This is a genomic window from Acidimangrovimonas sediminis (genome assembly GCF_002871005.1).
Classification (GTDB): Bacteria; Pseudomonadota; Alphaproteobacteria; order Rhodobacterales; family Rhodobacteraceae; genus Acidimangrovimonas; species Acidimangrovimonas sediminis.
Genome location: NZ_PHSN01000012.1, coordinates 98,919 through 118,282, shown reverse-complemented (window position 1 = coordinate 118,282; position 19,364 = coordinate 98,919). Strand labels below are relative to the sequence as shown.

Here is a 19,364-nt window from a genome sequence, read left to right as displayed (position 1 = left end):
CCGAATCAGGCGCGGGTTGTCCCGGCCCGGGGGGATTCGCTTCTGCTACGGGGCAGATACATGCAAATGGATGGATAGGACGCCCACTGACCGCCTGCGGCCACCGACGGGCCAAAGACGGGCCGCACGGGCGGCACCACATGAGGAGCACGCCATGACGGATTTCGCAGCCCTGCTGGAGCGAACGCTCGGCCCCGACCTCGTGGTCACGGGCGCGGCGGTGCCCGAACGCGCCTGGTCGGACTGGAGCGGCCTTCCACCGGTTCGTCCGCTGGCGCTGGTCCGGCCCCGCACCACCGAGGATTGCGCCGCCGCGGTGCGCCTGTGTGCCGAGCATGGCGTACCGATGGTGCCGCAGGGCGGCCTCACCGGCCTGTCGGGCGGGGCGCATCCGGTCGCGGGCTGCGTGGCGCTGTCGCTGGAGCGGATGGCCGCCATCGAGGAGATCGACACCGCCATGAGCACGATGACCGTGGGCGCGGGGTGCGTGCTGTCGGTCGCGCAGGAGGCCGCGCGCGATGCGGGGCTGTTCCTTGGCCTCGACCTCGGTGCGCGGGGGTCGTGTTCGGTCGGCGGCAACCTTGCCACCAATGCCGGCGGCAACCGGGTGATCCGCTACGGCATGGCACGCGAGCATGTGCTGGGCCTGGAGGTGGTGCTGGCCGACGGCACCGTGGTGTCCAGCCTGAACAAGATGCTGAAGAACAACGCGGGCTACGACCTCAAGCAGATGTTCATAGGCTCCGAGGGCACGCTGGGGATCATCACCCGCGCCGTTCTGCGGCTGCAACCGGCGCCGGGGCCCGCCGTGTCCGCGCTTTGCGGGCTGAGGGATTTCGACGCGGTGCTGACGCTTCTCAAGGCCGCGCGCGCAGGTCTGGGGACGGAGCTGACCTCGTTCGAGCTGATGTGGCCCAGCTTCTACGACTTCATGTCGAAAAGTCTGAACCTGCCGCGTCCGCTGGGGTCGGACCATGGCATCTACGTGCTGATCGAGGCCAGCGGCCTTGGCGACCGGCAGGCCTCGGAGGCGCTGGAGGAGGTACTGGGCGCCGCGCTGGAAGACGGCATTCTCGAGAACGCGGTGCTGTCGAAATCGGAACGCGAGGCGGCCGACCTCTGGGCGGTGCGCGAAAGCCCCGCGCATTACAGCAGCGTGATGGGCCCGCTCACCCCCTTCGACGTCGGCGTGCCCACGGCGCTGGCCGGCAAGGTGGTGGCCGAGGCCGAGGCGGGGCTGAAGGCACGCTGGCCCGATGCGATCGCGCTGTCCTACGGCCATATCGGCGACAGCAACCTGCACCTCGTCGTCAATATCCCCTCGGCCGGGCAGGACCAGCCGACCAAGGCGGTGGCCGATTACGTGTATGGCGTGATCCGTGCGGCGGGGGGCACCGTCTCGGCCGAGCATGGCATCGGGGTGATCAAGCGCGGCTACCTGGGCTACTCCCGCACGCCCGAGGAGCTGGCGTTGATGCGGCGGCTGAAGGTGGCGATGGATCCGCAGGGCATCCTCAACCCGGGCAAGGTTCTCTGAGCTGGGGCGGGGGCGGGGTCAGCCGCGCAGCCCCGCCTCGCGCAGAAGCGGCAGCACCCGGTCGCAGAAGAACGGCAGTTCGTGCGTGTAGTTGACGAAGGACAGCGCGATCCCCTCGTAGCCCTGCGCACTGATCTTCGCCATCTCCCCGGCGATATGTTCGGGCGTGCCGACCAGCGGATATGTTCCCGCGCCGCCCGCGAAACGCTGGCGGTAGCGGTCGTAGGCCGCGCTGTCGTGCGAGGAGGAGAACTCCTTCTTCCCCGCCATGTGTGTGTCGACCGCGGCGTGGTCGGCCTGATCCAGCGCATAGCGCCGGTAATAGGCCTCAGCCTCCTCCTGCGTCTCGCGGCAGACCACGTGGCAGACGGTGTAAAGGCCGATGTCGCGGCCCCGGACCTGCGCCTTCTCCTTCATCTCGGTGACATGGCGGCCGCCGTCCTCGATCTCGGAGAAGGTGGTGAACAGGTAGTCGCAATTCTCGGCGGCAAAGGCCCGGCCGGGCCCCCCGAAGGCCGCGTTCATCGTCACCGGGCGGGGGGTCTGCAGGCTGGCAGGTCGGCTGATCACGTTCTTCAGGTGGTAGAAGGTGCCGTCGAAATCGAAGGGCTCGGCACTGGTATAGCAGCGCTCCATGATCTCCAGCCACTCGGCGGCCTGATCGTAGCCCTTCTCGGCCAGTGCCACGCCGAACATCGCGAATTCGGCCGGGTTCCAGCCGCAGACGATGTTGAGGCCGGCGCGCCCCTTCGAGATATGATCCACCGTCGCCAGCGCCTTCGCGGCGTAAAGCGGATGCACCACCGGCACGTGGACCGTGGAGAAAAGCGCGATCCGCTCCGTCACCGCGGCAAGGCCCGCGGCCCAGGTGAAGGTCTCATACGACCATTCGCGGGCGTTGGTCTGGCCGCCGAAGCCCTTCCAGCGGGCGATCGGCAGCAGGAATTCCAGACCCGCGCGGTCGGCGATCTGCGCGGCGTTACGGTTGTCGTCCCAGCTTGCCCCCCAGCGTTCGGGCACCGCGGTGATCGCGAGGCCGCCGTCGGCGTTCATCGAGAAGACGCCCAGTTTCAGGCGGTTGCCGTTGCGCAGCGGGTGGGGAAGGGTCATGGCGTGGGCTCCTCTCTCTGGGCAGACCGGACCCTCCGGGGCCTGTGCGCGCCGGCGGGATGCCCTTGCGATTAGAAAGACTTCACCGCCGTCTTCAAGCAAAAATTGCTTGAAGCATGAAACAATTTCCCGCAATCCTGACGGCAGAGCGAAAGGAGGCACCGATGCGTGATCTCGATGCGTGATTTCCGTGCGCGCGCCCGGGCGGGTGAAAGACTTTGCGGCACCTTCATCGGCATTCCGCATCCCGTCGCCGTCGAGGTGACGGCACGGGCGGGGGTGGAGTTCCTGTGCCTCGACTGGGAGCATGCGCAGATCTCGCGCGGCCGGATCGAGGACCTTCTGCGCGCCGCCGAGGTGGCCGCCTGTCCGGCCATCGTGCGGGTCCCGGGTCACGGGCCGGAGGCGATCGCCGCGGCGCTGGATGCCGGCGCGGCGGGGGTTCTGGTGCCCCGCGTCTCGACCGAGGCCGAGGCCCGCGCCGCGGTTGCGGCGGTGCGCTATCCGCCGCTTGGCGCCCGCGGTGCCGGGCCGGGCAGGGCGGCGGGCTATGGCTACGACATCGCCGCCTACCTTGCCCGCGCGAACGACGAGATCCTGCTGGCCGTTCAGGTCGAAACCGCCGAGGGGCTGGCCAACATCGACGCCATCGCCGCGGTCGAGGGGATCGACGTGGTCTTCATCGGGCCGGGGGATCTGTCGGTCTCGCTCGGCGCGTTCGGGCCGGAAGGCAAGGCCACGCTGGACGCCGCCATCGCGCGGATCCTTCAGGGCTGCCGCGCCGCCGGGCGCGCGGCGGGCCTGTTCTACCCCGACGCCAGCCGGCTGGCCGAGGCGCGCGCGCTGGGGGTCAGTTTCCTGATCGTGGGGTCGGACGCGATGTTCCTTGGCGCGGCGTTGCGCAGCTATGCCGCCGAGATCGCCGCCACCGCGGACGGCGCGGAATGAGGGCGGTCCAGTACGGCGCCTATGGTGGGCCCGAGGTGTTGGAAGAGGTGACGCTGCCCGATCCGGTCGCGGGTCCGGGGGAGGTGGTGGTGGCGCTCTCTGCCGCTTCGGTCACGCCCTTCGATTGCAAGCTGCGGGCGGGTGCGCTCCGGCAGTTCTTCGAGGTCGACTTTCCCAAGGTCCCGGGCCGGGACGGTGCGGGCGTGGTGCAATCGGTGGGCGCGGGCGTCACCGGCCTTGCGCCGGGCGACGCGGTCTGCCTGATGGCAGGGCAGGGGCGCCCGGGAAGCTATGCCACCCTGCGCCTGTCGCGGCCCGAGGAGTTGCTGCCGATCCCCGCGGGAATGGTGCCACTCGACGCGGCGGCCTTGGTCAACGCGGGGCTCAGCGCCTGGATCTGCGTGGCCGAGGTGGCGCATGTCGCCGCCGGAATGCGGGTGCTGATTCATGGCGGATCCGGCGCGGTGGGCGGGCTGATCGTCCAGCTTTGCCGCCATCTGGGGGCCGAGGTCACGGCCACCTGCAGCGCCGCCCACGCCGCGATGGTCGAGGGCCTCGGCGCAAGCCGGGTGATCGCCTATGACCGCGAGGATTTCGGGACCTTGCGCGACATGGATGTGGTCTTCGACCTCGTGGGGGGCGAGACGCATGCGCGCTCCTATCCGGTGCTGCGCAGGGGCGCGCACCTCGTCTGGCTGGTGGCAGAGCCGATCGAGGACCGCGGGGCGGAGCATGGCGTGCGGGTCACCCGCGCGATGATCTCTGACCGGCGGGAGCCGGTGGCGGCGATGCTCGACCTTGCGGCGCGGGGCGTGCTGCGCCCGCTGATCGCGGGCACCTTGCCCCTGTCCCGGGCGGCCGAGGCGCAGCGCCTTGTCGGCGCGGGCCGGGGTCTTGGCGGGCGGATGATGCTGGCGATCTAAGCCGCGTCAGCGTGGCCGCACCACCTCGGTCAACATCGGGAAATGCTTGTTGCCGCCCTCGTAGGCTGGGAAGACGTTGTAATCGCCGCGCATTTCCTCGCGCACCGGGGATTGCAGCGCAGCGGTCAGCGCGTCGGGGCTGTCGAAGAGGATCCGGTTGCGCTGCATGTGCGCGACCCGCGGCCAGGGCATGGCGTCGATCCAGTCGAGGCGGGTCAGGATCTCAAGCTGCCTCAGCCCCGGAAAGCGCACCATCAGCGGCGGGTGATGCGCGACGTAATGGCCGAGCCAGGCCGAGAGGTCTTCGGCCGGGCCGGGGTAATGCACGAGGTAGCTGCAGGCGCCCGGCACCGGCGGCTGCGGGTCCGGCACCGCGAAGGGTCGCGCCAGCATCGCCTGATGCGACGCCTCCGTGCCGTCGAGGCTCGCCAGCCCGCCTCCGGTGACGAAGGACTGCAACGCCCCGCCTTCGCGCAGCGCGGCCTCCATATCGGCGATGTCGTCGAAATACAGCTGGAAGCCGAAGACCGGCGGCGCGCCGTCGTCGTTGTAGCGGTCGCTGGCGACCGACGGGGTGTAGAGATGCCCGCGGTCGAGACCCTTGAGCCCGGCAAGGCAGGCGCGCAGGGCCGCAAGCTCGGCCTCCGCGATGCGCAGGCCGGGATCGGCGGGATTGGCGAAGAAGGCGAGATAGCAGATCTGCACTGTGTCGGTTCCTGGTCGGTTGAAAAGGTCGGGGCCGGTCACGGAATGGCCGTCAGTTGAAGAGGTTGGGCAGGAACAGCGCGATCTGGGGGAAGGCCACGATCAGCACGATCAAGAGCAGGGTGCAGGCGATGAAGGGCAGCGCCGAGAAGGCCACCGTCTTCAGCGTCGTCCCCTGCGGCGCAACCCCCAGCATGACGAAGAGGAGCAGGCCGAAGGGTGGCGTGGTGAACCCCACCTCGTAGGACAGGAGCAGGATCAGCCCGAACCAGACCGGATCGAAATGCATCGTGTGCGCGATCGGGATGAAGAGCGGCAGGGTGATCAGCATCATCGACACCTGGTCCATGAAGGCGCCGAGGATCAGCACCGTGACCACCATCAGGAACAGGAACAGGTACGGCCCGGGGTTCATCGACAAGAGGTAATTGATGAAGCCGTTCGACGCGCCCGAGAAGGCGAAGACCTGGCTGAAGGTGGTCGAGGCCGAGATGATCAGGAAGGTCATTCCAGTCACCTTCATCGCGTCGTCGAGCGAGTCCCAGACCAGGCGGAAGCTGAAGCGGCGGTAGGCAAACAGCAGAAGCACCACCCCGAGGCACCCCAGCGCCGCCGATTCCGTGGGCGTCGCGATCCCGAGGATGATGGTGCCGACGACGAGGAAGATGATCACCCCCATCGGCACGACGTTGACCGAGACGGCCCTGATCTTGGCCAGAAGCGGCACCGGCGCCATGTCGTATTGCGGCGCGGCCTCGGGGTCGATCAGCGTCTGGACGAAGATCAGCCCGGCGAACATGCACGCCAGCAGAAGGCCCGGCAGCGCCCCCGCGATCAGCAGCGCACCCACGTCGATCTGCGCGAGGGAGCCCAGAAGCACCCCCAGCGACGAGGGCGGGATGATGACGGCAAGGCTGCCCGCGCCGAGGATCGGCCCGAAGGCCATCTTCGGCTTGTAGCCGCGGTTCAGCATCTCGGGCACCATGAGCGAGCCCATCATCCCGGTGTTGGCAAGGCTCGATCCCGACAGCGCGGAGAACACCGCCCCCGCCGCCAGCACGACGTAGGACAGCCGCGCGCGCAGGCTGCCGATGCAGAGGTCGAGCGCGTGCATCACCCCGTCGCCCAGCCCCGAGCGGAAGAACAGGCTGCCCATGATCAGGAACAGCGGCAGTGGCGCCAGGGCGAAGGTGCCCACCGCCGCGCTGAAGTTGGAAATCATCTGCGACACGCCGACCGAGCCGCCGAAGAACAGGAAAAGCGCGATGATGTTGGTGACGAAGAAGGCGAAGGCCACCGGCAGGCCGACCCCCATGAAGAAGAGGATCAGCCCGACCATCAGCGAGAAGGGATAGAGCCAGTCCATCACAGCCCCTCCCGTTCCAGCACGCCAAGGTCGTAGAGGCTGGCCTGCCCCACGAGGAAGCGCAGCCATTCCAGCGTCGACAGCAGGAACCCCAGGCACACCGGCGCGTAGATCGCCCAGTTCGGCATGTCGAAGGTCTTGGTCTCGTAGGATCCGGTCTGCCAGGCCTCCCACGTCATCCCGGCCGAGACCCAGGTGACGTAGACGCACAGGCCCACGCAGACGAGGTAGACGACGCGTTCCAGCACCCGGCGGCCGCCCTCGGGCAGGGCCTTGCGCAGGAATTCCACGAAGACGTGGCCCTTGATGTGCACGAGCCAGGGCATGGGCAGGAAGGCGGCGTAAAGGAGGCCGTATTCGATCGCCGAGATGCCCCAGCCGATCGGGCGCAGGTTGAGGTTGCGCAGGGCCACGTCGGCGACCACCTCGATCACGATTGCGGCGAGGATCAGCTTGGTGATCGCGGCAAGGCACCAGCTGGCCCAGCCGACGGCGCCGAAGAACTTTTCCATTGGGGTCTTCTCTCAAGCGGGGGAAGGGCCGGCGCGGGTGGGCGCCGGCCCCGGGGGTGTTACTGCGTGAAGAACTTCTTGAGCTGCGGGATGTAGGTCGGGTCGCGCTTCTCCATCCGCTCCCAGCTGGCGGCGGCGGCCTTGTCGAGGAATTCGGCCTTGCCCTTGCCGGTCAGCGTCACGACCGTCTGGCCCGCGGCGATCATCGCGTCGCCTTCCTTCTTGGTCTCGGCGATGGTGTCGGCCCGGCTTTCCTTCTCGAACCCGATCGACACGTCGGTGAGGATCTTCTGCGCCTCGGGGCTCAGGCTGTTCCACTTCTTGAGGTTCATCGAGATCAGCACGTCGGTCTGGAAGAACGACGGGTCGACCCGGTACTTGACGAACTTGTCCCAGCCGTAGTTGTGAAAGCCCTGGATCGGGTAGGCGGTGGCATTGACCACGCCGCGCTCCAGCGAGGTGTAGACCTCGCTCTGCGACTGCACGATCACCGTGGTGCCGAGGTTGGTGAAGAAGGTGCGGTAGAGCGGCGAGGCGCGGATCTTCAGCTTGGTCCAGTCGATGCCGCCGTCGGCGGTCATCACCGGCTTGTCGACGGTGAAGATGTTGAACCCGGCACCCGAGTCGATATGCGCCAGAAGATGCGCGTTGCCCTTCTTGGCATAGATCTTCTGCATCAGGTCCCAGCCGCCGTTGGCGCGCACCGCTTCGGGCGACTTGGTCGAGGCGGCGAAGGCCTCGCCCTCGGGCACGAGGTTGAGGTAGAGGCCGGCAGGCGTCTCGATCATGTCGATCAGGCCGCTTTTCTGCGCATCGCCCTGCTGGCCGCTGGGGATCACCTCGGGCCCGCCGCGCACGTTGATGTGGACGATCCCCTTGCCCTTCTCGTTCACCTCCTTGACGAACTTCATGAAGCTGACGGCGAAGGAGTTCTGCGCAGGGACGAAGGTGACGGCGTTGATCGTCTGCTCGGCGGCCAGCGCCGGCCCGCCGAGGGCGACGAGGCCGCTCAGCGCGGCGGCGAGAAGGGGAAGGGTCTTCATGTCGGATGGTCTCCTTTGGAAAGACGGGGTGTGCGTGGCGATCGGGGGTGTCAGATCGGCTTGTCTGCGCTGGTGGCCCATGCGGCCATCAGCGTGTTCGAGGGGCGGGTGACATCCATGAACTTCTCGGCCTGTTCGTGGCCCGAGACGGGCAGGCCCGCGGGATCGAGCAGGCCGACCTGCACCAGCACCGAGGCCTGATCCCAGTAGATGTGTTCGCTCAGCAGCTTGTTGCCGCGGAAGGCGACGATGCCGACCAGCGGGATCTCGACGTAGCGGCCGGTGGGGGCGACGCCGGGCAGCATCCAGTCGATCTCGCAGGTGTGGGTGAAGCAGAACAGCATCTCGTCCACCACACGGTCGGCGCCGATGGTGCGCGACATCGGGATCAGGCGGGTGTCCTCCGGGTTGCTGTTGACGAAATGGTAGCCGTAGAAGCGGCGCATCTCGGCATTGCCGGTGCCGCCGGTCATGGTGGGGACGTGGTTCACATGCGGCTCGGGCACCATCGTGTCCATCGTGGCGCCGACGTCGCGGGTGGCGAACTCGTGGTAGGTGTGCAGGTCCCACAGCTCCTCGATGTCGAAGACCGGACCCATGACACCCTTCAGCGTGGCCAGCGTGCGTGTCCAGGCCATGGTGTCGGCCGGCAGGTCATAGGCCGCATCCCCCGGGATCGCGAAACCCGCGGCCTGCCCCTCGTAGCCATAGGCGCGCAGCATCGGCGCGGTCTTCGCCGCGGCAAGCACTGTCTCCGCGCCATCGCCGGCAAGATGCAGAAGGACGGGCGCCTTCAGCCCCGCCGCCTCGGCCAGGTAGTCCTCCACCCCCGCGGGGGCGTAGCCGACCGCGACATCCGCCCCGGTCCGGGCCGCGGCGAGATAGGCCAGCAGTCCGCCCTCGGCATGGCCCACGACGCCCACCTTGCCGGCCACGCCGTCGAGCCCCCGCAGATGCCCGATCGCCACCGCCACCTCGGTCAGCACCAGCGCCGGGTCGCCCTGGGTCAGCGTGGGCAGCAGCGTGACATAACCCTCCTCGGCCAGCAGGTCGGCGATCTGCCGCATCGCCGCGTCGGGCGTGGTGCCGCCCAGCAGCACGACCCCGGGGGCCGACCCCTGCGCGGGCCGGGCAAGGTAGGCCCCGATCGTGCCGCCGGCGGCGGGAATGGTGATGGTCTCGCTCATTTTCCTCTCCTCTCAGCGTGCGGGTCAGCGTGCGGGCGCGCCCCGCTCCAGCCAGCCCGGGTCGGGCACCGGCAGCGGGATCGCGTCCAGCAGGATGCGGGTGTAATCGGTCTGCGGCGCCTCGAAGAGCGCGGCGCAGGGTCCCTGTTCGACGATCCGCCCGGCGCGCATGACACAGACCCGGTCGCAGAGCGCGCGGATCACCGAGAGGTCGTGGCTGATGAAGGCGAGCGCGAGGCCCATCTCCGCCGCCAGCCGTTTCAGAAGCGCCAGAACCTGCGCCTGGGTCGAGACGTCGAGGCCCGAGACCACCTCGTCCGCCAGCACGAAATCGGGGCGGGTGACGATGGCACGGGCGATGCCCACGCGCTGGCGCTGGCCGCCCGAAAGCTCGTGCGGGAACCGGTCGATCAGCGCGGGGTCAAGGCCGACGGCCCGCGCCGCCTCCTCCAGCGCCGCGCGGCGGGCGGGGCCGCGCAGCCCCGGCGCGCCGAGGTCGAGCGCGGCAGACAGGCTGGCCGCCACCCGCCTGCGCGGATTGAGCGAGGATTGCGGATCCTGAAAGATCATCTGCATCCGCGGGCGCAGGATGCGCAGGTCCGCCTGGGACCGGTGGGTGATGTCGTTGCCGTCGAACAGAACCGCCCCGCCGGTCGGTTCATGCAGGCGCAGAAGCGTGCGCCCGAGCGATGTCTTGCCCGAACCGCTCTCGCCCACGATGCCCAGGATCTCCCCCCGGCGGAGGGTGAGGGAGACCGGGTGCAGGATGCGCACCCTCGGCCGGGGCCCGAACCCGCGCGGCGCGTTCATGTCGGGCAGCTCCAGCTCCAGCGCGCGGGCCTCGACGAGGGGGGTGGTCTCAGCCATCGCCCGTCCTCCTGCCGGCACCGAAGCGGGCAACCTCGGCCCGAAGCGCGTCGATCACCTCCGGCGGCACAGGGGCGAGGCCGGCGTCGGGCCGGTCGTGGCGTGGGCTCGCGGCCAGAAGGGCGCGGGTATAGGCATGGGCGGGGTTCGCCAGCACCTCGGCCGCCGCCCCCTGTTCCACCACCATGCCGGAATAGAGAACGGTCATCCGGTCGCAGATCTGCGCCACCACGCCCAGGTCGTGGGTCACGAAGATCACCCCCGTGCCGTGGCGCCGCTGCATCTGGCGGATCAGCCGCAGCACCTCCTTCTGCACGGTCACGTCGAGGGCGGTCGTCGGCTCGTCCGCGATGATCAGGCGCGGACCCATGGCGAAGGCGGCCGCGATCAGGACCCGCTGGCGCATCCCGCCCGAAAGCTCATGCGGATAGCGGCGCAGCACCGCCTCCGGGTCGGGGATCTGCACGTCCTCCAGCGCCAGCACGGCGCGGGCCCGAAGCTCCCCCCCTCTGAGCCCGCGGCGCAGGCGCAGGCCGTCGGTCAGCTGCGCCCCGATCCGCCGCGCGGGGTTCAGCGCGGTCATCGGATCCTGCGGGATCAACGCGATCTCGCTGCCCATCAGCCGGTCGAGCCGGGCGCGCGGCAGGGTCAGCAGGTCCTGCCCGTCGAAGCGGATCGCACCCCCGGTTACCGCGATCGCCTGCGGCAGGATGCCCAGGATCGCCTTGCCGATGGTGGATTTTCCCGCGCCGCTTTCGCCGACCAGCCCGTGCACCTCTCCCGGCGCGACGCCCAACGACACCCCGCGCAGGAGCGGCGCGCGCGGCGGTGCCTTCAGGGCGGCGCTCAGCCCGTCGATTTCCAGAAGCGCGCTCATCGTCCGGCCCTCATCGCCGCGCCATCGGGTCGAGGACGCGCCGCAGGCCGTCGCCGAACTGGTTGAACGACAGCACGGTCAGGACCAGCGCGATCAGCGGAAAGACCATGACCCACCAGGCCTCGTAGATGATCTGGCGGCCATCGGCGATCATCCCGCCCCATGTGGGCAGGCCCGAGGCGACCGAGAGGCCGACGAAGGACAGGACCGCCTCGACGATCACGGCAATGCCCATCTCCAGGCTCATCAGCACCAGCACCACGGGCAGGACATTGGGCAGCACCTCGCGCCACAGGATGCGCCCGCGCGCCATGCCGAGGGTGACGGCGGCGTCGACATATTCCATCCGGCGCTGCTGCATCGCCTCGGCCCGGACGACCCGGGCGAAGCGGGTCCAGTCGATAACGACGATGGCGAGGATGACCGAGGTCAGGCCGCTGCCGATCACCGCGACCAGCAGGATCGAGAGGAGGACAGGCGGAAACGCCATCCAGATGTCGACGAGGCGCGAGACGATCGTGTCGGCCCAGCCGCCAAAGAACCCCGCGACCAGCCCCAGCACGGTGCCGATCACCCCGGCGCAGACAGCGGAGACCACCGCCACGAACAGCGCCACGCGTGCGCCCCAGATCAGCCGCGACAGCACGTCCCGGCCAAGGCTGTCGGTGCCCAGCCAATAACCCGGTTCGGCATCCGGGCTCCACCCCGGGGGGATCTCGTTCAGCATGAGGTCCTGCGCGGTCGGGTCGTGCGGGGCAAGCCAGGGCGCGGCCAGCGCGGCGATCAGCAGGAGCAGGAGGAAACCGCCCGCCAGAAGGACCCGCGGCTCGGCCAGCAGGCGCCGGGCGCGGCCCGCGCGGCGCGGCGGGGGGGAGGCGTGGTCAAGGGTCGCGCTTCTGTCAGCCATGGCGCAGCCTCGGGTTCAACAGGACGAAACAGGCCTCGACGCAGAGGTTGATCACGATGAACAGCGCGCCGAAGGTCAGGATCAGCCCCTGGATCAGCGGCAGGTCGCGGTTGATGATGGCGTCGATGGCAAGGTTGCCGATGCCGGGATAGCCGAAGATGCGTTCCACGATCACCGTGCCGCCGAACATGAAGGTGAACTGCACCCCGGTCAGCGCCAGCGTCGGCACCATGGCGTTGCGCAGCACCTCGCCCGTCACCACCTGCAGGCGCGAGCGTCCGCGGATCCGGGCGAGCAGCGCGTAATCCTGCCGGGCCTCCGTCTCCAATGCGCCGCGCAGGCTGCGCAGGATGACCGACGCCAGCGGCAGCGCCAGCGCCATCGCCGGCATGATCATGTGCGCCAGCACGTCGCCGAGGATGTCGAACCTCAGCCGAAGCACGCTTTCCACCAGCACGAAGCCGGTGGCGAAGTGGATGGGCAGCGACGGGTCCACCCGGCCCGAGATCGGCAGGACCGGGAAGGCCACGCCGAACAGCAGAACGAACGCCAGCCCCCAGACGAAATCGGGGATCGCCAGCAGTAGGCCGTTGCCGGTTTCCAGCGCCGTGCCCGGCCAGCGCCGGCGCGGCAGGACCGAGGCGACCGCACCGCCGATGCCGAGGATCAGCGCCAGCACGAGGGCCAGCGCCGTCAGCTCGATCGTCGCTGGCAGGCGGGTGGCGATCAGGTGGGTCACGTCCTGCCGCATCGAGATGGAGGTGCCGAAATCGCCCACCGCCGCGTGCCGCAGCCAGATCGCGAACTGCACCGGAATGGACCGGTCCAGTCCGTAATTCGCCCTGAGTTGCGCGATATCGGCCTTGGTCGCGCCCGGCCCGATCATCATCGCGATCGGGTCGCCCGGCACCACGCGCAGCAGCGCAAACGTCACCACCGCGACGCCGAACAGCGTCAGCGCCGCGGCGAGAAGCCTTGTGAGAAGGTTGACGGCTGTCATCCTGTCATCCGTTCGCCGGTGCCCCCCACGGCCTCCGATCAGGCCTTGGCGATCAGCGTGGGCTCAAGCGCCTCGGACTTGTTCGGCGTCACCTTGAGGCCTTTGCGGAACACGATCGGCTGGGCGTATTGCAGGAGCGGCAGGACATAGCCCTCTTCGGCGATGTATTTGTCGACGGCCTTCCAGCCCGCGATCCGCTTGGCCTCGTCCTTTTCGCCCCAGAGCGGGGCGATCTTGGCGTCGAGGTCCTTGGTCTTCCAGGCCGAGTTCGACGAGGGCCCGAACATCGCGAAGCCGGTCGAGGTGGCCGGATCGCCGATGGCGTTGCCCCAGTTGTAGAAGGCGAACGGCGCCAGCTTGTGCGCCGCGCGCAGCTGGAAATGCTGGGCGATCTCGTAGACCTCGATCTCGGCCTCGATGCCCACCTTCTTCCACATCCCGGCGATGGCCTGGATCATCTCGTAATCCTTGGGCATGTAGCCGCGGGTGGTCTGGATCTTCACCTTCACCGGCTTCTCGGGCGAGAACCCGCTCTTCGCCAGAAGCTTCTTCGCCATCTCGGGATCGTAGGGCACCTTGATCGACGGATCATAGGCGGCGTAGCCCGGCGCCTCGAGCGTGTCGATCGGAACGCCATAGCCGCGCAGAAGGCGCTTGATGATCGCCTTCTTGTCCACCGCGTGGGTCGCGGCAAGGCGGACGTTCTTGTCCAGCAGCGGCTCGACATTGGTGATGAAGATCATGCCGATGTCCGATACCGGCTCGCAGGTGCCCGAGAACTTGCCGCCCTTGGTCAGGCGGTCGTAATCCTCATACGGGATCTGCAACGTCACGTCCGACCCGCCACTCTGCACCTCGGCCACGCGGCTGGTGGCGTCGAGGACGAACTTGAACACCACCGTCTGGAAGGCCGGCTTCGGCCCCCAGTAATGCGGGTTCGCCTTCAGCCGGAGGAAGCCGTTCGACTGGAATTCGTCCACCATGTAGGGGCCGGTGCCGATCGGCTTCGCCTCGAACCCCTTGGGGCCCACCTTCTCGTAATAGGCCTTGGGCAGGACATAGCCGGTGAGGAAGGCCATCCATTCGAAAAGGGTGGGGTCGTAGCTTTTCAGATCGGCGTGGATCGTCTGGCCGTCGGTGGTGAAATTCTCCATCGTCGCCCAGACCGACTGGATCGGATTGCCGGTCTTGGGATCGGCGGCGCGTTGCAGCGACCAGACCACGTCTTCCGGGGTCAGGTCGGATCCGTCGTGCCACTTCACGCCTTCGCGCACCGTCATGTGGATCTTGGTCTTGTCCGCGTTCCAGCCCCAGTCGGTCAGCAGGCCCGGCTCGAACGACAGGTCGGGTTTCTGGCCGATGTACTGGTCGAAGACCGCACGGTAGATCGCCTGGATCGTCGGGTTCACCGCCGAGGGGCCGACGGTCGGATCCCAGGCGGGAAGGTTGACGTTGTAGGCGATGGTCACGATGTCGCTGTCGGCCGCGTGGGCGACCTGTCCGCGCAGCAGGCCCGCCAGCACGAGGCCCGCGCCGGTGAGTTGCAGAAAGTCCCGTCTCGTCGTGTTCGGCATGGTCGTTTCTCCGCTGTTGCGGCGGTCCGACCGGTCGCGTCACCGGTGCGGAGAACGCCTTTTCTGACCGGTGTCCTCTGCGTGACATCCGGTGGAACGGCGTCCAGATTCTGCGCCGTATTGGTTTAAGGTTAAAATAACTTCCGAGCGCATGGCAAAACATTTCTGTGCCCGGCGCAAAAGAACTGCCGGATTTCGGGGCTGCCGTAAAAGCAGGCACGGGGACCGGGCGAGTGCCTTGGAAAGCACCGCCCATGGGTCAGGGGAGCAGGTTGCTCAGGCCCCGCGCAAGGGCGGCCCGCCGGGAACACGCCGGGCATACGCGGGGCACAGGTCGGGCACAGGGGGGCCCGGCGCGGCAACGCATCTTGGAGGCGGGGAGGGACGAGGCGACCGATGGTCGGCCGCGTCAGCCCGGCACTGCAGCCAGGCAGGCGGGTGGCCGATCAGGCGGGGGCGCCGGTCAGTTGCACCAGCGCATCAGCGCGAAGGCGATCGCCTTGGCGCAGGCGACGAGGTCGGCCACCGGCACCTGTTCGTTCGGCTGGTGCGCGAAGCCGGGGTCGCCCGGCCCGAAGTTGACCGTCGGCGTCCCCCCGAGGGTCGTCGGCAGGCCGATGTCGCTATGCGCGCCGAACCCGTCCAGCGCCGGGTTCAGCGCGGCGTCCGACACGGCGCCCTGGAACGCCGTGACGAAGGGATGATCCTGCGGCACCTCGGCGCAATCGGCATCGAGGATCCACTCCACCCGTGCGGGCACCTTGCGCAGGTAGGGGTCGGCCTCGCAGATCCTGGCGATGTGCTCCTCGATCTCGCGCTTGACCCGGCCGCCGAGGTTCACCTCGTCATGCTCCGATGGCAGGTACTGGGCGTCGAAGGTGATGACCCCGCGCCCGGCGATGGAGGCAGGATGCTCGCCCACGTTGATCTGCGTCACCATCACCTGGTTGGGCAGGGGCATCAGCGGGTGGTTCTTGCGCGGATCCCACTGCCAGCGGCGATTCAGGATGTCGATGCCGTCGAGCATCTGGCGCACCAGCTGTACCGCGTCGACCGGGCCGGTCGCATCCCAGGATTTCGGCACCAGCTCGGCATGGCCGCCGATCCCGTCAAGGATGATCCGCCCCCACAGGATGCCGTGGCAGAGCGGGGCGATGCGGTTGTCGGTGGGTTCGGTCATGATGCCGGCATCGGCGCGGAAGCCGCGGTCGACCATGGCCAGCGATCCCATACCGCCGATCTCTTCGTCGACCACGGTGGTGAAGACGATGTCGCCCTTCAGGCGGATGTCGAGCGCATGCAGCGCCTCGACCGCCAGCAGCATCGCGGCCACCCCGCCCTTCATGTCGACCGCGCCGCGGCCATGCACCCGGCCGTCGATCACCTCGGCCTTGAAGGGGTCGGTCTTCCAGTGCTCGGCGGGGCCGGGCGGCACGACGTCGATGTGACCGGTCAGCATCAGCGACTTGCCCCCGCCGGTGCCGCGCAGCACGCCGCCCAGGTTGGGCCGGCCGTCGAAGGTGCGGCCCTTGTGGGCGCCGGCGCGCCCCTCGTACTTGGCGTAGAGCGCGGGGCCGTCGGGCTCCCACAGGTCGGTTTCCATGCCCATCGCCTCCAGCCGGGCCTTGAGGTAGTGCTGGCAGTCGCGCTCACCCGGGCCGGCCTCGGTCGGGTCGGCCTTCACGATCGAGGGGAAGTCGATCATCTCGCACAGGGTTCGGGCCAGCGTGTCCGCGTGGTCGTCGAGCCATCCTGAAATGCGGTCGAAGTCGGTCATAGGTGTCATCCCTTGTGCAAGGCGTAGCGGTCGACGAAGAGGGCGGCGATCAGCAACAGGCCGATGGTGCCGACCTGCCAGACGGTATCGAGGCCGGCCTGCAGCATCACCGTCTTGAGCGTGACGATCAGCAGGGCGGCGGCCAGAACGCCGGGCATCGCGCCGCGCCCGCCGGCGATCGCAAGACCGCCCAGCATGGCGGCGGTCAGCGCCTCCAGCTCCAGGTTCAGGCCGATGTTGGGCCGTGCGCTGCCAAGCCAGGCGAGCGAGACGAAGGCGGCAAGGCCGCAGAGCGCGCCGGTCACGGAAAAGATCGCCATCCGCAGCCGGTCGACGGGAATGCCGGAGAGGTGCGCGGCGCGTTCGCTGGCGCCCATGGCATAGATCCAACGGCCCCAGGACGTCTGCCACAGCACCAGGATGCCCAGGGCGAAGGCGGGCACCACCAGTACCAGGAACGGCGCCGGGATCACGCCCCAGGTGCCGCGGCCCCAGCCGGTCAGCCAGGCGGGCACCCCCGGGATCGTGCCGCCGTTGGTCAGCGCCAGCGCCAGTCCGGAAAACAGGTAGAACGACCCCAGCGTCAGGATCAGCGGGGTGATCCGCAGCCGCGTCACCAGAAGCCCGTTGAAGGCCCCGAGCAGAAGGCCGCTTGCGGTGCAGACCAGCGGCAGCGTCCAGGCGGGCCATCCCGCCTGCAGCGCAAGCCCGCCGAGGATCGCCGAGAGCGAGACGTTGCCGCCCACTGACAGGTCGACGCCCGAGCCGCCGATCACCACCAGCCCCTGACCCAGCGAGACGAGGGCGAGGAGGGTCGTGAACTGAAGGACGGAGGTGACGGTATAGCCCGACAGGATCCACGGCTGGGTCAGCGCGACCCCTGCCAGCAACAGCACCCACAGGGCCGCCAGCATCAGGATGACAAGGTGACTGCGCAGGCCGTGCAGGCGCTCTGTGGAAAGGCCGACGCTCATGCCGCCCCCCTTTCTCGGACCAGGCCGCGCAGGCTTCCGCTGCCGACCTCGGCCGCCAGCACGCCCAGCAGCAGCGCCCCGGTGACGACGGTCTGCCAGAGCGAGGGCACCCCGATCAGCAGCAGGCCGTTCTGCAGGATGCGCAGCAGGGCGACGCCCAGGGCGGTGCCGATGATGCTGCACTTGCCGCCGGTGATCGCGCTGCCGCCCAGGATCACGGCCGCGATCGCCTCAAGGCCGATGTCGCTGCCCACGGCCATGGTGACGTTGCGGTAGGTGGCGACGTAGTAGACCGCGGCGATTCCGGTCAGCACGCCGCTGACGACATGGGTGATGAAGCGAAGCCGCAGCACCGGAAGGCCCTGAAGCCGCGCCTTGGCCTCGGAATTGCCGATGGCGAGGATATGCAGGCCGAAGCCGGTACGCCTCAGGGCGACCCAGACCGCGAGATAGACGATCGCGATCACCCAGACCGCGACGGGCAGGCCCCCCGGCGCCGCCGCCAGCATCCGGGTCAGCCCGTCGGGAATGCCCGACATCCACTGCCCCCCGAGCAGCAGGTAGATCGCCATCCGGATCACCCCCATCAGGCCCAGCGTGCCGACGATCGAGGGGATGCCGGCGCCGACCACCACCAGCGCGACGACCAGCCCCGCCGCTGCGCCCGAAAGGCAGCCTACGAGGATGGCCACGATCAGCGGCAGACCGGCGAGCAGCGCATAGCCCACGAAGAGGGCGCAGAACCCCATCGCCGCGCCGATCGAGATGTCGACCGCGCCCATCGCGATCAGCAAGGTCATCGCCAGCCCCACCAGCAGCAGCTCGTAGCTGTTGCGCAGGATCGTCATCAGGTTCGATGCGGTCAGGAAGAACGGGCTGGCCATGCTGAACACCGCGATGGCCACGATGCAGGCCAGCACCAGCGCCAGTTCGCGTCCGCTGTCGTCGAGCCAGGGCGGCAGCTGCCAGCCCGCGCGGCGTGTCGGGGTCTCGGTCATCTCGGGGTTCCCGGAATGGGGTGCGGCAGGGGACGCCCGGCCGCGAAGGGCCGTGGCCGGGCGCCGCGGGTCAGAAGTCGAACTTGTCGACGTTCTCCTTGGTGAAGACCGCGGGCTTGCCGAGCAGCAGGATCCCGGTCTTGGCATCATAGGCGACGGGGTTCGGGAAGGTCGGCACCTTGTTCTCGGCCTTGAAGGTCTTGCCCTCGGCCAGTTCTTTGCCGGCCCAGACCGTCAGGTAGCCAAGCTTGTAGGGATCCCAGAGCACGGTGAACCCGAAGGCGCCGCTCTTGATGTAGGACCGCGCGGTGTTGGGGCTGCAATAGCCGGTGCCGATGATCTGGCCGGTCTTGCCCGCCGTCTCGATTGCCTGGCCGACGCCCGGGCAGGTCGAGGAGGCGACCGAGATCACGGCCTTCAGGTCGGGATGGGCCGAGATCAGGTCGGAGGTCAGCTGCGCCGCGCGTTCCGACGTACCGCCGGCGTATTGCGGCTTGAGCAGGGTGACCTTGGGGTATTTCTCCTTCACCCGCTTCTGCATGAAGCCGATCCAGGCGTTCAGGTTGGCCGAGGTCGGATCGCCCGAGACGATGCCGATGGTGGCGCTGTCGCCCACCCGCTTCACCAGTTCGTCGATCAGCGTGTAGCCCAGCCCCTGGTCGGTCGCCTGGGCGACATAGACCGCGCGGCCGCTGTCGGCGGCGTCGCTGTCGGCGGTGAACAGGGTCGAGCCCGCGGCCTTGGCCGCCTTGACCAGCGGCGCGATCTGCGAGGCGTCGATCACGCTGACCGCGATCGCGTCGACCTTGCGCGCGATCAGGCTTTGTACGATCTGGATCTGGTCGACCGGGTTGGCGCTGACCGGCCCGGTGTAGGTGAACTTGACGCCAAGGTCCTTGCCCGCGGCCTTGCCGCCGGCCTCCATCGCGTTGAAATAGGGGATGCCGATCAGCTGCGGCACGAAGGCGACCGACGGTTCCTTCTGCGCCATCGCGGGCAGCGCGCCGAGGGCAAGCGCCGCCCCGGCCAGCATCGACACGAAAGTTCGTTTCTGCATGG

At 68.7% G+C, this 19,364-nt stretch carries 18 protein-coding genes; 3 read left to right on the top strand and 15 right to left on the bottom strand.

Features of this window, described 5'->3' with window-relative positions:
• Positions 1 to 154: 154 nt before the first annotated feature.
• Entirely contained in the window at positions 155 to 1,537 is a 1,383-nt protein-coding gene (locus CVV76_RS11670) for an FAD-binding oxidoreductase (protein WP_102224822.1), read from the top strand.
• A gap of 18 nt (positions 1,538 to 1,555) precedes the next feature.
• On the opposite strand, the gene CVV76_RS11665 is transcribed toward CVV76_RS11670, so the two are convergent.
• Positions 1,556 to 2,647: an LLM class flavin-dependent oxidoreductase gene (locus tag CVV76_RS11665; protein ID WP_102224821.1), complete on the bottom strand. Its 1,092-nt coding sequence runs from the start codon at positions 2,645 to 2,647 to the stop codon at positions 1,556 to 1,558.
• A gap of 177 nt (positions 2,648 to 2,824) precedes the next feature.
• On the opposite strand from CVV76_RS11665, the gene CVV76_RS11660 reads away from it, so the two are divergent.
• Together CVV76_RS11660 and CVV76_RS11655 are read left to right on the top strand one after the other, a co-directional pair.
• On the top strand, positions 2,825 to 3,595 hold the full coding sequence (locus CVV76_RS11660) for an HpcH/HpaI aldolase family protein (RefSeq protein ID WP_102224976.1): 771 nt from the start codon (positions 2,825 to 2,827) through the stop codon (positions 3,593 to 3,595).
• A complete protein-coding gene (locus CVV76_RS11655; RefSeq protein WP_102224820.1) occupies positions 3,592 to 4,518 on the top strand; it encodes an NADP-dependent oxidoreductase in 927 nt (308 codons plus the stop codon). Before CVV76_RS11660 ends, CVV76_RS11655 begins: the two co-directional genes overlap by 4 nt.
• A gap of 6 nt (positions 4,519 to 4,524) precedes the next feature.
• On the opposite strand, the gene CVV76_RS11650 is transcribed toward CVV76_RS11655, so the two are convergent.
• The 14 genes from CVV76_RS11650 to CVV76_RS11585 all read right to left on the bottom strand — a co-directional run bounded on the left by CVV76_RS11650 (position 4,525) and on the right by CVV76_RS11585 (position 19,362).
• Positions 4,525 to 5,223, bottom strand: coding sequence for a hypothetical protein (locus CVV76_RS11650; RefSeq protein WP_102224819.1), 699 nt, complete (start codon positions 5,221 to 5,223; stop codon positions 4,525 to 4,527).
• A 52-nt stretch (positions 5,224 to 5,275) separates the two neighbouring features.
• Complete coding sequence (locus CVV76_RS11645) at positions 5,276 to 6,589, bottom strand: TRAP transporter large permease (RefSeq protein ID WP_102224818.1); 1,314 nt, start codon at positions 6,587 to 6,589, stop codon at positions 5,276 to 5,278.
• Positions 6,589 to 7,101, bottom strand: coding sequence for a TRAP transporter small permease (locus tag CVV76_RS11640; protein WP_102224817.1), 513 nt, complete (start codon positions 7,099 to 7,101; stop codon positions 6,589 to 6,591). The genes CVV76_RS11645 and CVV76_RS11640 overlap by 1 nt, the downstream gene beginning before the upstream one ends.
• A gap of 59 nt (positions 7,102 to 7,160) precedes the next feature.
• Positions 7,161 to 8,144: a TRAP transporter substrate-binding protein DctP gene (gene dctP, locus CVV76_RS11635; protein ID WP_158243142.1), complete on the bottom strand. Its 984-nt coding sequence runs from the start codon at positions 8,142 to 8,144 to the stop codon at positions 7,161 to 7,163.
• 50 nt (positions 8,145 to 8,194) lie between these two features.
• Positions 8,195 to 9,331, bottom strand: a complete 1,137-nt coding sequence (locus CVV76_RS11630) for a dienelactone hydrolase family protein (protein WP_102224815.1) — start codon at positions 9,329 to 9,331, stop codon at positions 8,195 to 8,197.
• A 24-nt stretch (positions 9,332 to 9,355) separates the two neighbouring features.
• Positions 9,356 to 10,198, bottom strand: coding sequence for an ATP-binding cassette domain-containing protein (locus CVV76_RS11625; protein ID WP_102224814.1), 843 nt, complete (start codon positions 10,196 to 10,198; stop codon positions 9,356 to 9,358).
• Positions 10,191 to 11,075 carry an ABC transporter ATP-binding protein gene (locus tag CVV76_RS11620; RefSeq protein WP_102224813.1) on the bottom strand — a complete coding sequence of 295 codons (885 nt, stop codon included), beginning with the start codon at positions 11,073 to 11,075 and terminating at the stop codon, positions 10,191 to 10,193. Before CVV76_RS11620 ends, CVV76_RS11625 begins: the two co-directional genes overlap by 8 nt.
• A gap of 10 nt (positions 11,076 to 11,085) precedes the next feature.
• Positions 11,086 to 11,982 carry an ABC transporter permease gene (locus tag CVV76_RS11615; RefSeq protein WP_102224812.1) on the bottom strand — a complete coding sequence of 299 codons (897 nt, stop codon included), beginning with the start codon at positions 11,980 to 11,982 and terminating at the stop codon, positions 11,086 to 11,088.
• Positions 11,975 to 12,982, bottom strand: coding sequence for an ABC transporter permease (locus CVV76_RS11610; RefSeq protein ID WP_102224811.1), 1,008 nt, complete (start codon positions 12,980 to 12,982; stop codon positions 11,975 to 11,977). The genes CVV76_RS11615 and CVV76_RS11610 overlap by 8 nt, the downstream gene beginning before the upstream one ends.
• A 38-nt stretch (positions 12,983 to 13,020) precedes the next feature.
• Positions 13,021 to 14,556: an ABC transporter substrate-binding protein gene (locus CVV76_RS11605; protein WP_102224810.1), complete on the bottom strand. Its 1,536-nt coding sequence runs from the start codon at positions 14,554 to 14,556 to the stop codon at positions 13,021 to 13,023.
• A gap of 463 nt (positions 14,557 to 15,019) precedes the next feature.
• Positions 15,020 to 16,333: a M20 family metallopeptidase gene (locus CVV76_RS11600; RefSeq protein WP_102224809.1), complete on the bottom strand. Its 1,314-nt coding sequence runs from the start codon at positions 16,331 to 16,333 to the stop codon at positions 15,020 to 15,022.
• A gap of 5 nt (positions 16,334 to 16,338) precedes the next feature.
• Positions 16,339 to 17,307, bottom strand: a complete 969-nt coding sequence (locus tag CVV76_RS11595; RefSeq protein ID WP_102224808.1) for an ABC transporter permease — start codon at positions 17,305 to 17,307, stop codon at positions 16,339 to 16,341.
• Complete coding sequence (locus CVV76_RS11590) at positions 17,304 to 18,305, bottom strand: ABC transporter permease (RefSeq protein WP_102224807.1); 1,002 nt, start codon at positions 18,303 to 18,305, stop codon at positions 17,304 to 17,306. Before CVV76_RS11590 ends, CVV76_RS11595 begins: the two co-directional genes overlap by 4 nt.
• Positions 18,306 to 18,375: 70 nt before the next feature.
• Positions 18,376 to 19,362, bottom strand: a complete 987-nt coding sequence (locus CVV76_RS11585; RefSeq protein WP_102224806.1) for an autoinducer 2 ABC transporter substrate-binding protein — start codon at positions 19,360 to 19,362, stop codon at positions 18,376 to 18,378.
• Between the last annotated feature and the right edge of the window lie 2 nt (positions 19,363 to 19,364).

What these genes read in the sequence shown, in the direction of transcription:
- CVV76_RS11670 (WP_102224822.1), top strand. Translation starts at nt 155, where the DNA reads ATGACGGATTTCGCAGCCCTGCTGGAGCGAACGCTCGGCCCCGACCTC.
- CVV76_RS11665 (WP_102224821.1), bottom strand. Translation starts at nt 2,647, where the DNA reads ATGACCCTTCCCCACCCGCTGCGCAACGGCAACCGCCTGAAACTGGGC.
- CVV76_RS11660 (WP_102224976.1), top strand. Translation starts at nt 2,825, where the DNA reads ATGCGTGATTTCCGTGCGCGCGCCCGGGCGGGTGAAAGACTTTGCGGC.
- CVV76_RS11655 (WP_102224820.1), top strand. Translation starts at nt 3,592, where the DNA reads ATGAGGGCGGTCCAGTACGGCGCCTATGGTGGGCCCGAGGTGTTGGAA.
- CVV76_RS11645 (WP_102224818.1), bottom strand. Translation starts at nt 6,589, where the DNA reads ATGGACTGGCTCTATCCCTTCTCGCTGATGGTCGGGCTGATCCTCTTC.
- CVV76_RS11640 (WP_102224817.1), bottom strand. Translation starts at nt 7,101, where the DNA reads ATGGAAAAGTTCTTCGGCGCCGTCGGCTGGGCCAGCTGGTGCCTTGCC.
- dctP (WP_158243142.1), bottom strand. Translation starts at nt 8,144, where the DNA reads ATGAAGACCCTTCCCCTTCTCGCCGCCGCGCTGAGCGGCCTCGTCGCC.
- CVV76_RS11630 (WP_102224815.1), bottom strand. Translation starts at nt 9,331, where the DNA reads ATGAGCGAGACCATCACCATTCCCGCCGCCGGCGGCACGATCGGGGCC.
- CVV76_RS11625 (WP_102224814.1), bottom strand. Translation starts at nt 10,198, where the DNA reads ATGGCTGAGACCACCCCCCTCGTCGAGGCCCGCGCGCTGGAGCTGGAG.
- CVV76_RS11620 (WP_102224813.1), bottom strand. Translation starts at nt 11,075, where the DNA reads ATGAGCGCGCTTCTGGAAATCGACGGGCTGAGCGCCGCCCTGAAGGCA.
- CVV76_RS11615 (WP_102224812.1), bottom strand. Translation starts at nt 11,982, where the DNA reads ATGGCTGACAGAAGCGCGACCCTTGACCACGCCTCCCCCCCGCCGCGC.
- CVV76_RS11610 (WP_102224811.1), bottom strand. Translation starts at nt 12,982, where the DNA reads ATGACAGCCGTCAACCTTCTCACAAGGCTTCTCGCCGCGGCGCTGACG.
- CVV76_RS11605 (WP_102224810.1), bottom strand. Translation starts at nt 14,556, where the DNA reads ATGCCGAACACGACGAGACGGGACTTTCTGCAACTCACCGGCGCGGGC.
- CVV76_RS11600 (WP_102224809.1), bottom strand. Translation starts at nt 16,333, where the DNA reads ATGACCGACTTCGACCGCATTTCAGGATGGCTCGACGACCACGCGGAC.
- CVV76_RS11595 (WP_102224808.1), bottom strand. Translation starts at nt 17,307, where the DNA reads ATGAGCGTCGGCCTTTCCACAGAGCGCCTGCACGGCCTGCGCAGTCAC.
- CVV76_RS11590 (WP_102224807.1), bottom strand. Translation starts at nt 18,305, where the DNA reads ATGACCGAGACCCCGACACGCCGCGCGGGCTGGCAGCTGCCGCCCTGG.
- CVV76_RS11585 (WP_102224806.1), bottom strand. Translation starts at nt 19,362, where the DNA reads ATGCAGAAACGAACTTTCGTGTCGATGCTGGCCGGGGCGGCGCTTGCC.